The 15382-nt window shown below is 42.9% G+C and carries 13 protein-coding genes and 1 pseudogene; 7 read left to right on the top strand and 7 right to left on the bottom strand.

The features are described from left to right. The first annotated feature begins 58 nt into the window (after nt 1-58). From ACJJIJ_RS08200 to ACJJIJ_RS08185, 4 genes are all read left to right on the top strand, one after another. Nucleotides 59-1639 (top strand): FAD-binding oxidoreductase, encoded by a 1581-nt coding sequence (locus ACJJIJ_RS08200; protein WP_444939238.1) that lies wholly within the window; start codon nt 59-61, stop codon nt 1637-1639. Between the two features lie 115 nt (nt 1640-1754). Continuing rightward, nucleotides 1755-2180, top strand: coding sequence for a nuclear transport factor 2-like protein (locus ACJJIJ_RS08195; protein ID WP_444939237.1), 426 nt, complete (start codon nt 1755-1757; stop codon nt 2178-2180). 819 nt (nt 2181-2999) lie between these two features. Further along, nucleotides 3000-3431: a hypothetical protein gene (locus ACJJIJ_RS08190; protein WP_444939236.1), complete on the top strand. Its 432-nt coding sequence runs from the start codon at nt 3000-3002 to the stop codon at nt 3429-3431. Then, nucleotides 3421-3972, top strand: a complete 552-nt coding sequence (locus ACJJIJ_RS08185) for a hypothetical protein (protein ID WP_444939235.1) — start codon at nt 3421-3423, stop codon at nt 3970-3972. Before ACJJIJ_RS08190 ends, ACJJIJ_RS08185 begins: the two co-directional genes overlap by 11 nt. A gap of 736 nt (nt 3973-4708) precedes the next feature. Here the strand turns inward: ACJJIJ_RS08185 and ACJJIJ_RS08180 are convergent. The 4 genes from ACJJIJ_RS08180 to ACJJIJ_RS08165 all read right to left on the bottom strand — a co-directional run bounded on the left by ACJJIJ_RS08180 (nt 4709) and on the right by ACJJIJ_RS08165 (nt 8540). Then, nucleotides 4709-5698 carry a zinc-dependent alcohol dehydrogenase family protein gene (locus ACJJIJ_RS08180; protein WP_444939234.1) on the bottom strand — a complete coding sequence of 330 codons (990 nt, stop codon included), beginning with the start codon at nt 5696-5698 and terminating at the stop codon, nt 4709-4711. Nucleotides 5699-5836: 138 nt separating this feature from the next. Continuing rightward, nucleotides 5837-6685: an enoyl-CoA hydratase/isomerase family protein gene (locus ACJJIJ_RS08175; protein ID WP_444904832.1), complete on the bottom strand. Its 849-nt coding sequence runs from the start codon at nt 6683-6685 to the stop codon at nt 5837-5839. Between the two features lie 52 nt (nt 6686-6737). After that, nucleotides 6738-7556 (bottom strand): SDR family NAD(P)-dependent oxidoreductase, encoded by an 819-nt coding sequence (locus ACJJIJ_RS08170; protein WP_444939233.1) that lies wholly within the window; start codon nt 7554-7556, stop codon nt 6738-6740. A gap of 9 nt (nt 7557-7565) precedes the next feature. Continuing rightward, nucleotides 7566-8540: an LLM class oxidoreductase gene (locus ACJJIJ_RS08165; RefSeq protein ID WP_444939232.1), complete on the bottom strand. Its 975-nt coding sequence runs from the start codon at nt 8538-8540 to the stop codon at nt 7566-7568. A 281-nt stretch (nt 8541-8821) separates the two neighbouring features. On the opposite strand from ACJJIJ_RS08165, the pseudogene ACJJIJ_RS08160 reads away from it, so the two are divergent. Together ACJJIJ_RS08160 and ACJJIJ_RS08155 are read left to right on the top strand one after the other, a co-directional pair. Then, nucleotides 8822-8992, top strand: a pseudogene (locus tag ACJJIJ_RS08160) (LysR family transcriptional regulator); the annotation flags it as partial. Nucleotides 8993-9055: 63 nt separating this feature from the next. Beyond that, entirely contained in the window at nt 9056-9742 is a 687-nt protein-coding gene (locus ACJJIJ_RS08155) for a substrate binding domain-containing protein (protein WP_444939574.1), read from the top strand. A gap of 200 nt (nt 9743-9942) precedes the next feature. Here ACJJIJ_RS08155 and ACJJIJ_RS08150 read toward each other — a convergent pair whose 3' ends face one another. The 3 genes from ACJJIJ_RS08150 to ACJJIJ_RS08140 all read right to left on the bottom strand — a co-directional run bounded on the left by ACJJIJ_RS08150 (nt 9943) and on the right by ACJJIJ_RS08140 (nt 12486). Then, nucleotides 9943-10482 carry a Dps family protein gene (locus tag ACJJIJ_RS08150; protein ID WP_444939231.1) on the bottom strand — a complete coding sequence of 180 codons (540 nt, stop codon included), beginning with the start codon at nt 10480-10482 and terminating at the stop codon, nt 9943-9945. A 103-nt stretch (nt 10483-10585) separates the two neighbouring features. Continuing rightward, nucleotides 10586-11197, bottom strand: coding sequence for a hypothetical protein (locus ACJJIJ_RS08145; RefSeq protein WP_444939230.1), 612 nt, complete (start codon nt 11195-11197; stop codon nt 10586-10588). Between the two features lie 305 nt (nt 11198-11502). Next, complete coding sequence (locus ACJJIJ_RS08140) at nt 11503-12486, bottom strand: alpha/beta hydrolase (RefSeq protein ID WP_444939229.1); 984 nt, start codon at nt 12484-12486, stop codon at nt 11503-11505. Nucleotides 12487-13415: 929 nt separating this feature from the next. Between ACJJIJ_RS08140 and ACJJIJ_RS08135 the strand changes: the two genes are divergently transcribed. After that, complete coding sequence (locus tag ACJJIJ_RS08135) at nt 13416-15194, top strand: hypothetical protein (protein ID WP_444939228.1); 1779 nt, start codon at nt 13416-13418, stop codon at nt 15192-15194. Nucleotides 15195-15382: the final 188 nt, after the last annotated feature.

Genomic DNA, 15382 nt, shown 5'->3' with positions numbered 1-15382 from the left:
CCAGTAAAGCACTAGGATGTCGCGATTTTGTACCAGTATAGGGCTGTGTGGAGTGGTTATGATTAGAGATTTTTTGCTGGAGATAAAAAAAACTTTTAGGGCTGATCAAGTTGTATCTGAGCAGGATGAAATAGCACAGCATATTGAAAATGTTACATCATATAACGTAGATGTTCCTTTAATCTTATATCCTGAGTCTGCTGAGGAAGTTCGACAGATAGTCTTAAATGCAAATAAATTTAAAGTTTGTATACAGCCTTTTAGTACCGGAAAGTCCTGGGGTTTTGGTTCAAAATTATCAACGCAGGGTGATCTAATACTTGTTGATCTTCATCGAATGAATAAGATTATCGAAGTAAATGAAGAGTTTGGCTATGCAGTTATTGAGCCGGGAGTGACACAGTTTCAACTTTTTAATTACCTCAACGAGACTGGCTCAAAGTATTTTTCAGACACAACAGGCTCTGCAAAGGATACAAGTATAGTAGGCAACGCTCTAGACAAAGGGGTGGGATACAATATGGAGCGATATAAGCAACTTCTTAATCTGGAGGTTGTTCTAGGGGATGGGAGAATATTTAAGACGGGATTTGGGCATTATGCAAATTGTAAAGCAACTAATACCTTCCCGGAAGGAATAGGGCCATCATATCTTCGGATTTTTTTGCAATCAAATTTTGGAGTTGTAACTCGTGCAACAATTGAATTGAGGAGAAGGCCTGAAAAAAAGTGCATGTTTTTGACGGTTTTAAAGGATGAAAGTTACCTGGGTGATGCAATCAATGCCCTCAAAGGAATTAAACAACTTGGGTTGGTTAATTCTATTACTCATTACTATGAAAATGTCCGGGTTAAAAATGGTCTGGCTCCTGTAATGTATCAAGATCTTAAAGGGCAGGGTGTTGATATAGATCGCGAGAGCTTGATGGGATTTCTTAATCGATACTCATTTGGTGCAGGTGTAATATTTTCAAATATCAGTGGTACCAAATACCAGATAAAAGCAGCAAAAAAAGAATTGAAGAGATTGAGTCCTTGGGGTATTACTTTTTATGTAACGGATAGGTTGATTAACTTAGGGTTGTATGCTTCCAAGCTTGTCGGCTGGAAAAAAATGAACTCTTTTATTCATTGTAATGCAGGCTTTTATCGTATGGCATTGGGTGAGCCAAGTGATCGACCTATTATGAGCATTTATTGGCCGGCTCAAACGGAACTTCCTGAAGGATGGGAGAATCCGGATCACACTGACATTGGTATGCATTTCATTCTTCCAACAGTGCCCATGAATGTTGAATATGTTCAGCAGGCAAACTCAATTGTTCGCAAAGTAAATACACATTACAGTAAGGCTCAAGCAAGTTATGCATTTGGCCTTGTTGATGACAAGACAACTCATTTCAGTATATCAACGCACTTTATACGTACCGATAAAGTAGCACGAGAGGAATCTCGATCCTTGGCAAAGGAGCTTAATGAAGAATTCATCAAGGCCGGCTTCCATCCTAACCGTCTGTTTGTTGATTTTATGGATCTTGTAGTTGATCCTGATGATGTTTTTTGGCAGGTCACAAGGGATATTAAGAAGGTTTTCGATCCAAATGGCGTCATTGCACCTGGCCACTACAATTTAACTTGACACAATTTTGGTAAATGTTAGTGAAAGCTTTTTAGTTCTTATTATGGCTGTTGAAATTTTTATTTTAAGAAATTTTAACTTCCCCCTTTGGTTTGAGAGTGTAAGGGTTATTTAAATGTTTACTGAAAAAAGATATCGGCAGTATATTAGTGATTTTAACTCTACTTTCACTGGAGGAATCAGCTTGGATGATTTCTTTAGTAAGTATTACGAAAAGAGTGCAACTTTTGAGTATGTTCCCCAAGCCCGTAAAAATATTGGACGCGACCAGATTCTGGCCTTCTGGGAGGGCGTCTCTGAAAAAATGCAGGAGGTGATTCTAAGTCATACTCATTTCTTGGCGGATGAAAAAACTGTAGCTTCTGAAGCGCCGATAGATTTCCTCTGTAAAGAGGATCTTGAGTGGAATGGCATAACTTATAATGCCGGCTCAAAATTCAGGCTTATGATGTGTGCTTTTTATGATGTAAGTCCAAGCAACAAGTTTTCGTATGTTAGGGTATATTCGATATATAACCCGGGTTATAAGCCCGATGAGTAAAATTTGTTTGCTCGCAATTGCTCAGCTAGGATCCTAGTTCGATGTTAAATGGTTTGTTTAGGCCCAACAAGTGGGCCATAGCTTTTGGATTCTTCAAGAGTCAGTCAATAGTAACTACAATTTTGCCCATAGCCACCTTTCAAGAAGCCCACTTATCAGCTTACTGATGGTGAGAAAAAGGAAATCAGGGATGAAGGCCAGAACCAAGAACGCACTACACATAAAGACCATCAAAAATCACCTGGCCGAACCTAGAGTGCTTCTGAATGATCCCGCAATACCGCTGTGAGCTCTTGGGTGTTTGCAGAGTGACTTACACTCTGCGTTACGATTTCTCGAAAGGTCTAAACATTACTTAGAAACCACGCCGTTCTTGAATTCTGTCTTGAAAAGCTGGCGTGTAACTTTTATTGTCATACTTCAGATCGCTGTGTAGTTTTACCATCTTAGCGAAGTGTTAGGAAGGATTGGACCACTACAGCCACGTTATTTCATAATAGTCCTTTTAATTTGTACTTCTTATATACATGAAAAGTTAGTTTCATTTGGGGTGGGAGAATCATGAGAATACTGGCTTGACGAGTATAATAAGCTAGGTTTGCTTCATTTAGTTATTTCTGAGGAGGGCTGGTTTACAAATTCGCAGTAAATCTAGCTGATCTAATTGGTTACTATTCCGTAGGTAAGTTTTTCTGGGACTCAGCATGTGAGTTTCAGCCCTCAGTTAATACAACTGGTTTTTTACTTGGGCTTGAAGTAAAACTCGTAATCGCTGATTTGGGCTATGCTGGATGCGCCGAAGAAGGTGGTAAGATAATAGTGTATAGTGCTGAGTGGGAAGGGGAAGTAGTAGCAGGTAGACCTCTTGGTAGGCTTGGAAAGATGTTTAAAATTTCAACAGCCTCTCCTGTCGGAGTTATTGAATATAGTCCTATTCTGAATCAAAAAGGTGGAAGTGTTGGTGAAGGTCATATTTTCACTTTTGGAGGTACGACAGGTTGGAGCATAGAACTGGATAAAAATAATCAATCAAAGCCTAAGTGGGATTTGTTGAGAAAACTCTCCCCAGGAATTGACGTGACAAGACAGCGCGCTTGGAGGTCTGCTAGAGGCGAGAGTACAATATTCGAAAAAGCGCTTTATGCGTTGACGGTTCAGGCACCCAAGAATCTTTGCAGCGAATGGTTTGATGAGGCTCTAATTAAGAAAACTGAAAATTATGAGGATTTTGCTTTAGAGAATGTTAAGTAAATCTTTATTTGAGCCGATGACTTTCGTTGTCGGCTATAGTTATACAGGGTGGGTTATAACTCTAATCTTACTTTGTGTTTTAGGTTTTTTTTCATATAAAATATTTATTCTTGAAAGAGAGTGTGAATTGTGGAAATTTGAGTCGGTTAAGTGGTTGCTTATAGGGTGGGTTTTTTTAACACTATTTGCCCTGACTCTTACGTTGTCAGAATGTTTTACCATATATAAACATCGTAAAGCTTTGAAAGAAGGGGATGTTAATTATGCCGAAGGGAGGGTCGTGTATGGAAAAATCCCGTTTTCCTGGAAAGAAAAAAATGGTCCTCAAAGGCCTGTAGCTAAGATTGATGATATTCTATTTACCCTGCGTAGGTCACCTAGTGAATGTATCAATAAACTTCTTTCAGAAGGGGTCGTTGGTGATTATCAAAAGCGTTTAACTTATCGGGTTTGGTACGTTGAGAAATCTGGTGTAAATACATTTAAAGGATTGCAAGATTTTACTCCATGTGTAGTTAAGCTAGAAATACTCCCAGAATAATCGGGGCAACAATTCCGGTAGATGCAATTCTGAACACCCATAGATTAGAGAAAGGCGCCAGCAGCGTTGCTGGCGCTAATTCCGGTGGCTATTTCTTTATGCTTTATAGTTAAGGTGAGGTGAAGTTCAGAATATCTATGCTTGTGCTTAGAAAAACTGTGAGTTTGGAGAAAAAGTGGAAAGTAGTATCGAGAGAATGGGTGAGAACTAGCAGGGTGTGGCAGAAAGGTGACGTCGACAGTCGCCTATGCCGCATACCCAGCAGTTATCGAGCTGCCTGCAAGCTTGTCGTACAGCCGCCATTTACTCCTCCTAGCCTTTAAAGCGACTTTTAAATTTAGGCCTGAGATAAAACCAGTATTTGGGTGAGTCGCTCAGCCTTATTGAATAGGGGAGGCGATTTCGGCAATAAAACCTCACCTTCCGAGCCCCAAATACCGGCCACCCCCACCCTCTACCCCCAAAATGATAAACCCCCAAAGATCGCACTCAGGTCCTATTGGTCATCTCTTTCCTGTTACTGATAGTAAATAGAAAAGTAAATGGGAATGGTGGCTAGTAACCAAGACTGCACTGCCTGTGTGAAAAGTCTAGATATCCCTGCGAAGCCGCGCCTTGGTTGTGAGCCACACTGAAGGCCAGAAGAATCACGGAATAATTCAGAGGATCCCATACATGAAAAATTAGTTTTACGAGGGTTGGAGGACCCTCGCAGTACGAGAAATAAGCACTCAAATCAATCGACAGTGACGACAACTTTGCCCATAGCTTTACCGCTACTCAGCCTTGCGTGAGCTTTGCCAATCTCCTTATAGCCAAAGGATGATTCGTCGAGTACGGGTTTGACATCACCCTTTTCTACAATAGATTTAAGGGCTTTTAAAATGGTCCCATGGTCTTTGCGCCCTTGATTATGAATCATAGGGATCAACATAAAAACGACATGCAAAGAAAGGCCTTTAAGGTGGGCCGTTGTTAAGTCAAGCTCAACCATAGCAACAGTTGATATCACTTGCCCATTGAGTGTGGCTGCTTCGAATGATTTTGCCATGTTAACGCCACCCACAGAATCGAATACGATATCAAAGCCTTTGCCATCTGTATGTTTTTTGACGTATTCCTCGACCGATTCTTTTTTGTAGTTGATTGGTGTTCCACCGAGCTTTTTGATTAGAGCCATTTGAGGCTCACCGGCGCCTGTTGAAAAGACCTCGGTGCCAAAGTGACGGGCTAATTGCAAGGCAATATGCCCAACGCCCCCCGAACCACCATGAACAAGGACTTTCTGACCCGCTTTAATACCGGCACGTTTTAGCCCTTCATACGCGGTAATACCAACCAGTGGTAAAGCAGCTGCTTCTCGCATGGTTATATTTGTGGGCTTTAATGCGATCAGGTTGGCATCCGCTATCATATATTCGGCCAGGGTGCCCGGCAAATCTGCTAAACCACCGGCACAACCATAGACTTCATCGCCAACCTTATAGTCACTGACACCTTCACCAACCTCTTCAATCGTACCAGCGAAATCCATGCCTAAGATGGCGGGAAGAGGTGGAGAGAAGGGCAGTTCCGTGCCCATTTCTCGGATCATCGTATCGACGGTGTTAACGCTGGTTGCTGCAACCTTTACCAGTACATGCCCAGCCTTAATTGTTGGCTTTACTACATCGGCTTCTTCAAATACATCTGGACCGCCAAAGGCATTTACTATCATTGCTTTCATTTTTAACTCTCAAATATCACGGGTAATAATGGTAGCTAATTAGGATTTTGAACTGATCACCGAGGTGAATTATTAATAGTCAGTCCTTAGAATAGAGAGACTCTATTTTTCTATTGGAAAGAGAAAACTTTCAAAGGGTTAATTGATGTTCTGTACTTGCATGACCAGTTCACTCCAATTGCGTTGATTTTCAATATCGTGCTCTAATCCCTGCTCATCAGCGATCGAAAACCGCTTTAGTGCAGGTGTTTTACTGGTCGCTTGATATAACCAGTAGGCTTCAGCCTTCAATGCTTCATCTATCGGCTTGTCGATGGACTCATATACGGCCTGCTTACAGGCATTGATAGATTCAGCAGGAAATTGAGAGATTCTCTTTGCTAGTGAATCTACATATTCACCGATTTCATCAGGGTCCAGTGCTTTGTTAATTGTGCCTAGCCTCTCCGCCTCATCCGCATCGAAGTCTTGAGCACTTAGAATGATCTCTAATGCTCTCCCTAACCCGGTCTGGCGAGCCATCCGAGATGCGCCACCACCGCAGGGCAGTATTCCCATACCAACTTCCATTTGCATAAACTTAAATTTGCCACGTGCGGCAAAGCGCATATCCATTGCCAGCGCCAACTCGTGGCCGCCGCCTCGAGCAAAGCCTTCCAGTTTGGCAATGGTTGCCTGTGGAACTTTACTAATTCGCTCACAAACCGCTTGTAAATCAAGTAACTTAACTTCATCTCGGGATATTGCCTTATCAGACATATCCTTTAAGAGCTCGGTGTCATAGTGGCAGACCCAAATTTCAGGGTTTGCCGATTGAAAAACTACCACTTTGGTATTGCGATCCCGTTCCAGGCGCATGGCTAAACTGTTAAGGTCCGCCAGCATTTCTTGCCCCTGGACATTCACTGGCCCAAAATCAAATGTGACCGTTAAAATGCCTTCCTTTTGAGCGGTTGAGAATGTAGTAAAGCCTTCATACTTCATCATTATGTCCTTTTAGGGGGGGAAGGTATTGATTGTTTAAGTTACTGGTTATGCTTTAGGGGATTTGAGCCCCTAACTCATTAGCAACGCTTTCAATTTCTAAAATAAGCAATTCATTCTTTGCCTCATCAAGAGCATCGGGGTGTGGCTGAGACCAATTGCCCAGGTCGTTATCAAAGTACTTGCCGGTAGCACTGGAGAATTCATCACTAAGAGCTGCTCGAACCAATACATCAGCACCAATACCTATATCTCTCCCAAGCGAGCCATAAGCCTCTTTCACCATTTTGCTACCCAAGAATGATGCGGGGTTAATGGCAATGAATGCTGGGGCTTCATTGCCAAGGGATTTGGATAATTGGAATGTCCACATCGTAATAGCCAATTTACTCTGGGCATAAGCATCACTATCAGAGAGGAGTTGCTCACCTTTAAGCGCTTCCAGATTCACAGGCGCCTGGGCGGCAGAGGATAGATTGATGACACGGCCACTACTATTGAACAGAGTTAAAAGGTGCTTGGTTAATATATATGGTGCAATAGTATTTACGATAAAACGAATATCGTACCCTGAGTCTGTAACTGGATTGGGTATTTTAAGTACACCAGCATTGTTTATTAGCACGTCAATATTTGAATAGTGACTTTTAACTTTTACTGCCAGTGCCACAACTTCAGACAGGTTAGTGAGATCTGCCAGAAAAGTGTCTATTGTGGTTTCAGGGTAATCTTGTGAGATGCTTTTTTTTACCTGTGCCAATTTAGACTTGCTTCTGCCATGCAACAGTAAAGTATGGCCTTTTGACGCTAATAGCTTTGCCGTTTCTAGTCCAATACCATCTGTTGCGCCTGTTAGTAAAATCGTCTTCGTCATTAATTATTCCTATCCTTTCAACTCTGGAAGAATATTTGTAGCAATCTGTTGAAGTGTTTCTTGTACGTCTCGTTTATTAAAGCGTAGATTAAGCGCAATATGATTAATGCCAATTGCCGCTCTTGACTTCAAATACACAGCTAATTGATTGATGCCGATGCGAAATCCCAAATGTATTGGTTGTGGCGGACAATCAGGGCCGTCAATAACATCAATATACAGTGGCTCCATAACTGGCTTGGCAGGGACCCCTTCTTCGCAGATGTTTTTTCTTAGTTGTTTAATAAAATGCTTCTGCTCTGTAAGGGGCCTGGGATATGTAATCCATCCGTCGCCATTGCTCGCTAGCCAATCTGGGGCCTGCTGGGAGGATCCTGTTATTAGTAACGGCAATTGTTGGCCATAAGGCTTTGGCAAAAGGTCCACTTCGCCAGATACTGCCCCAAGGCGATTCTCAAAATGAGGGTAGGGGGCTGTTATTTTTCGAATGTATTCGTAACTCTCACGAAAAATCGCCCCCCTCTCCATATAAGGAATATTCATCGCTGGATACTCTTCAGGGCGATCGCCGCTGGCAATGCCAAGGATAAGTCGCCCTCCGGAGAGTTGATCAACCGAGGCAGCTGCTTTTGCAACGTGTGCCGGGTGACGTAATGGCAAAATAAGACTCGCTATGCCGAGGCTAATCTTTGAAGTAGCACCTGCAAGTAATCCAAGATAGACGAAAGGATCAAACACTTGCCCGGCATCACCAAATGAAGGCACATTGAACGGCACGTCTCTTAGCCAAACGGCGCTAAAACCTAGCTCCTCAGCGAGTTGAACTCTCTCAATATGATCTGCCATAGTTGGCACAGAGGTTGTCGAGTAGTTTTCAATAGGGACGACTAGGCCTATAGAAAGTCGTCCAGGTTTAAATACGCTATTGAAGCCAGTATTGATTTCGGGAAACCAAGCTTTTCTATCTCTTTGGTCAGAAGTCACTAAACATCCCCTTCAACATAGTTGACACAGCGGGTTATGGTTGTTGGCATTGCCATGTCCTTTGCACAATTGGGATCAGTTGGCTCATATCCCATAAATGTTCTGAAGAGAGAAAATACCTTCTATTGATCTCTTCTAATCGCGAACGAACTTCCTGTTATTGCTTAGCTACAAGACCTTTTGAGGGCAACTACTCAACAGCTGGGCAAAGCCTAATTCATTGGTTATTGCGAATAAATAAGGTATAAATGGATTCAGAATTCTGATTTTGGATATAATTGGTGGATACGAACGGAATAAGGCTTTTTGTGCTGGCTGCTGACCTGCTCAATATCAGTTCCGCGGGACGTCAGCTTGGGTTGGCTCCATCAGTAGCCAGTGCGCGCCTGTCAAAGCTTGAGGTTCAATTAGGGGCGGATCTATTCCATAGATCCACTCGGAAGGTCACCTTATCGACAGAAGGAGCCGAATTCCTTCCCTATGCTAGAGAGATCCTTGCCCAAGAAGATGCTGCCTTGGCAGCTTTGGGTAAAGGCAGTTCAAATGTGAGCGGAACGCTAAGATTTGCGGCTTCAAGCACATTTGTACAGCGCTTTGTAGCACCAATACTGCCTGAATTTCTTGAGCGATATCCCGGTGTGGATGTGGAGCTTAAGCTATCTGATACACAAGTTAACCTAATCGAGGGAGGCTTTGACTTAGCCCTACGCAACTATGCCGTAGAAGATAGTAGTCTTATTGGACGTAAACTTGCAGAAGACAAGAGAATCCTGTGCGCTTCCCCCAGCTACTTAAAGAAATACGGTGCTCCAAATACGCCTGAAGATCTCATTCGGCACCAGCTTTTGGTGTTTATGAATTCAAAGCCCAGAAAGCTGATATCTGAAAGTGATAAACAAGCTGGATCATTTCCTCCACCGAAAGGCAAGTCTCGAGTAATTTGTGATGATGGCGCCAGCATGCGTATAGCCGCCAAAGCCGGGGTTGGGGTTTGTATGAGTTCGTTATGGAATATTTATTCTGAATTAGAAGAGGGTACACTGGTTCGGGTACTTCCGGATTACAGAATTGATGACCAGGCAGCGATTTGGCTTGTCTACCCTAAATCTAATGTACTCACTTCAAAAGTCAGGGTGTTTATTGATTTCCTTGTTGAAAAGATTGGTATTTCAGCCTCCTGGGCAAACCTGAAATCCCAATAAAGTAGCCTTCACGTTATTCAGTCGTTCCGTAACTGGAGAGATAAATTGTATAGAAAATTGAGGCTTGAACTGTAAATTTTACACTGTAAATAAGTGGAAAGTTCTAGTAGAGATGTAAGAAAGGAATTGTTGTCCGCTAAAAATACAACAACTCCCTTCTTCAACTAGAGCACAAAATTATTGCGTCTTTTGGGTGACGCTCAGTGGTGCGTTAATCCTGAACTCCGGCTAGCCTCAAATAAGAACCAAGATCGCCTTTCAGCCTGATCAATATAATCCTCCAGTATGCTCGCAGTTGCAATGTCACGATGCTCATCACAGAGCTCATGGACTTTGCGCATATTCGCAATCATTTGCTGATTGTCTTCGGCAAGTTCCGTGAGCATATCTTGTGGGTCTACATAATCCGCATCATTATCTGAAGATCGTTGTAGTTTGGCGATCTGGCCAATGGAGCGAAGTGTGGTTCCCCCCAGTTTACGCACACGCTCTGCCAAAATATCGGTCATCTCAAAAATTTGACTGGCCTGATCATCAAACAGTAGATGGTAGTCCCGGAAGTGCGGACCGCTCACATGCCAGTGAAAATTCTTCGTTTTCATGTATAAGCCAAAGGTGTCTGCCAGTAGCGTATTGACAGCGGTAGTAATGCTACTCCTAGCGTTCTCGCCCAAATCAGTTGGAGCCTTAAGTCTGGCTTGATCCTTTGCGCTTACTTGTTCACTGGTTGCTTTTCTCATAGGAAGCCTCATAAGGTTATGGCAAGGGGGGGAGCTAGAAGTGTAAATATTATCTTGGCATTAGATTAGACGCCTGCAGGGCGACTCGCCAGTCAAGTCTGGGTCACTCTGAGACTTTCGTCTTCGTTCCCGCACAATATTTAGCAGGTGTCTGGTCTAAACCAAAAGCCTTCATCAGCTGCCTGCTTGCCCCAATATAGGACCCTACTGTTGCGCCTGACCAGTAGCCGGTATCACAAGTCAACGTAACGCAGTCTCCTCCAAAAGTTACAAAAGGCTGATCACGAACTATTTTGCATGTGCAAATGGCCTTGAGTGGATTCATTGGGTCGACAATACAGGGTTGATCCAGGCAATCTGTCCAAGGTTTACCTTCTGGACAGGAAAGTACTGGTTTAGTAGGTGCTTGAGCGAAAGAAAAAGTCGATAAGACTTTTTTTACACCGGTCGAGTTAGTTACAGGAATCCGGGCTTTACATGCTGACATCCCGAAGTTTAAACCCTTGTTAACATCACATTGGCAAATTGCATTTGAATCCGGATTTCTAGGGTCCGGGATACAAGGGGCGGAAGTGCATAAGACATATTCATTACTACAAATATTGCCCTCACTACTTTGAGGAGGCTTAGGCTTACCTTCTTCAGCCGCTGTGTTAAACCCTATTAAGGCAAGAGCAATCAAAATCATTATGAATAAGAATGAATGCTTCTTCATGCACATCTCCTTTATGAATCAAGGGGCGGGTAGGATATGAGCAGATATTTACTCAAACTCAAATAATAGCAGTTGTTAATTAATAGTTGTTCCTATGTCACTATCGACCAGGCAGTGTGAAGGAACACCCCAAGAACATTATCTTTAATTGCTCATTAAGTAGCCGTGGTTGTGGCTTATCCAGGCTTATTATGAAAAAAACTAATAGGGTCGACAAAGATAACTGCTCTATCTCGCTCTACCTCTGGTAGGTTTATCCAGCGACATTTAAATTTTGAATATATCCGAAAACTTTATAGGCAGTATTACTGAGTAGTATTGAGCCATTTAACAATGGCTTTATGCTCGATCTCACCTATTGTATTCATGCTTGGATGATACCTATCATGAACTTTAAATATTTTGATATTATCTTTCTTCAATTGCTCGTAACTTGCATATGGTGAAATTTGGTCTGAATCTGAGAGTATTAGTAGAGTCGGAGTCTGTGAGGATTTTAAGAGAGGTTGTATGTTTGTATCCTTCAAATCTATATTAGATTTTCTAAGAGCCAAAATCGCCCCCTTGCGTATATCTCTCTCAGGGATAATTCTGCTAAGTATGGGGTGGTCACGTTTTGCATAATTGTATACAGCTTCATCAAGTTGCAACATCGGAGCTAAAAGAATAACTCCGCTAATGTCTGATCTTAAAGAAGAAATATGAGAGGCTGTTACGGCGCCCATAGAGTTTCCTACAATATATATATTTTCATTTTTGATGATCCCTTCTTCAATTAGGTTGTCAATAAGGGAGTTGATATATTTAGTATCATTTACCCCATATTTCTTCTTGCCTCCAGTTTCACCATGACCTAGAAGGTCTGGAACAATAACCTGAAACCCAAGAAAACGAAAATAAAGAGCAGAATCCAGCATAAATTCTTTGGAAGTACGGAATCCATGCAGTAAGATTACGGTGCCAAAGTAGCTTCGATCTAAAGAATCTCTACTTAAATTAATCTTAACAATATTTTCTCTTTCGTCCTCACCAAATGTTACAGAGTAGTTTAGGTTGGCGTCGGCTAAAGGTGATCCGTAATAATAACTAATGCATGTCTTTTTTCCAGGTGGGCAATATTCAGCTTTCCTGAAGTTTAACTGTTCTATTCGCTCGACAGTTATCCTTTCTCCAAAGGAAAAGTTTTCAGCTTTTTCTATTGAGCTAGCTATTCTTTGAGAGCAGGCTGGGATAACTATGCATATGGAGATAACAGTTAGCACCCTGGCTAAAATTGACTTGGCTTTCATATTGCTTGAGTTCAATTAGTAACTGCAGTTTGTTCATATGGCGCGTAGATAGATTCGCTGTTCCATGAATTACTCACTTGGTGATATCCCGCGCCTGTCTACTTTTGATCTATTACATAGTTAATCTTTTAAAAATATGAATCGTAAACCCATTAGAAAATTTATCCTGACGGACTAGCTTGTTAGTGTTTAAATAATATATCTTTTAAAGTGGTATATGTAATATTGGTTAAAATAAATATCTAGACGTAATCCTACTGCTGTCATTAGCGTGCCATAATCGTTTTATTTTTGAATATAGAAAGGAAATGAAGTTGTTGTTGGTATACGGTGGACAGCCAAGTAAAGTACTTAATCAGTATTCATACAAAGTCGTTATTAATCAATATCTTATCATAATTAAGGCCAGCTAAAGTACTTAATTGCACAAATATTTATTATTAACAAATTGAGGCAGAAAAAACCCTGTATATGTAGGGCAGGTTCGTTCCGGAAATCGTGATGCGCCGTACCACACTTGTTGGTGATGCATTGCAGGCGGTGTGATATCAGAGAGAGCCTAAGTACACACTCTTCCATGAGAGATGCGTGTCGCTAGGCATTGTTCGACATACCGAGCTATAAGCCTGTAGATTGCGCTTTAGTTAATGGAGACTAAGTTCACGTATATCTGAAAAACGCTTCTGCTATCTTTCTACAGATCTATGGTTCAAAGGTGTGACTCTTAAGACTTCATCAAGCGATTGTGATCAAACAATATTTGGCGGGTGATTCCTAGTAAAAATCATTTCCTTTATCCCGCTGCCACCTAATCTCTACATAGTCTTGGATTTTGTTAGTGCGCCAAACTAGCAATAACTAAGGACAACAATCGTTGAACCTTCCGCAGTAGCGGTCGTGGGTAGGGTAGGGTAGGGTAGGGGATGCTGATGAAAACCACATCATATATTGCACTTTCGTTACTTTTAACTTCCACAGTTCCAATTTTCGCCACAGCCCAATTGGCTATTCCAGAAATAGGGACTTCGGCTTATCCAGATGAAATGTGCAAACGGGTTAATCCGCATTTTGACAAGCTATTTAAAGCGCCAGTCGATGAATGCTTCAATGGCGTTGGTCAACCTTATCCAGAGTTAGTGGACGGCATCTGTTCAGCAGGAGAACCTAAACGCAACGGTACGCGGATTTGGGGAATGGCTGAATCTCCCCAATTTTTATACTGGGGAACCGGCAGTAATTTTCTCTGTACCGCACAAGCGTCACCAACCGCAGTTTTGACACCGCTATTAGCCCCAACCCAGGGTTGGGTGTGCGAGTTTGCCGATGGGATACTTGCTCAGGAAAATCCAAACCTTAAGAACCTTGGGGACTGGCGGGCTCCCTCTGCCTACCGTATGGATACTTGTACACTTGAAGTCACAGAAGTTACTCCCACTTACGATCCGCTTCTACAGGACATCCTTGGATTACGCTCGGGTGGCTACGCGGACGATGTGATTTTTCTTGCCGGGCCGGGTGGTATACAGGAGGGAATTGCCGGCGTTGGCAGTGGTAACAGCATTATCATGTTGGCTTGGCAGGCAAGTACCGGACGGTATTTGGGCTCAAAGAAATTTTCTGAATATTCGAATATCCGTGAGTTCCTTAACTACGAAGGCGTTTTATATACCGGTGTGCGATTGCATGAGGATCTTGGTGGGGCGGGCCGGGTTCTGCGTTGGATGGGCAATCTCGATGATCCATTCCATTTTGAAATCATCGGTACTATGGAAAGTACTCCGGCAGACATGACGATACACAACGGGCGTATATTTTCTTCTACCTGGCCGAATGGTGATATTGAAACAGGAGAGGTGCAAGCCTACGCCGGGATAGTGATGAGTCCCCAAATACCTTCGGGTGGCTTCATGCCTAATGATGTCGAAGAGTGGGAGGAAGTTTGGAATATTAGCGAGTACGAGCCAGACCCTGTCAGCGCTCGAGCCTATGCCGGTGGAGATATTACTTCATGGCGTGGGAATCTCTACTGGGGTACGATCAACTTTCCGTTCGGTGGATTCAGGAGCCATGTTCTCGCCTATGGTGAGACATGGGGTACTCCTATTGGAGAGCTGGACACCATTATGGCAACCCATAGAGCAACAACCGTATTCCGCGGGGACAACTTTGAAGGAGAAGGGCAGCCAAATGTTGAAGTTCTCTATGGGTATGAAACGGTTCAGGCTTGGGACCCCGATCTCAACAAGTTTGTGGAAACACAAACCTTGTCAGGGCCTCCAAAGCTAGGGGGAGCCGGACTGGGCTGGCTGTTTAATGTATACACTTGGCGCCTGGGAGTGACTGGAGACAATCTGTATCTGGCTACACTTGACGTCAGCTCACTTATACCGAGTGTAATTGATCTTGCGGGTGAGCTTCCCTCGGAATTGCTGATGCTCCTTGAGGATGCGTTATCCAGCCCATCAATCTCTGGTGCAAAACTCTATCGTTTTTTCTCTCCAGATCTACAAGCAATCCCTGCCACTATAAATGGTGTAGGCAATTCGGGTAATTTCGGTTTCCGTACGATGATCAACCACCCAACTTTTATGTGGCTGGGCACCGTAAACCCCTTCCATCTAAATCCCGAAGGGGGTTGGGAGTTGTATCGGTATGCACCGACCACACCGGTTCAGCAGAAATCCGTGGATGGGGCGAGGTCTGATTAGTTCAGTGTCTTCACTGTAGCCGAATTTGCAACCCATCAAGGAGTTAAGGGTTTGGATTGTGTTATGACTGTGCTGGATGATGGATGAAAGCTCAGCCGGAATTGGCGAAAATTAAACACTTAACCTGGACAGTCCAACTGTGTGGACGGCCAAGTAAAGTACTTAATCAGTATTCGTATAAAACCGTT

Source organism: Microbulbifer mixtoriginis (SeqCode) (assembly GCF_052467945.1).
The sequence above is the reverse complement of the archived record's forward strand: the minus strand, read 5'-3'. Positions and strand labels throughout refer to the sequence as shown.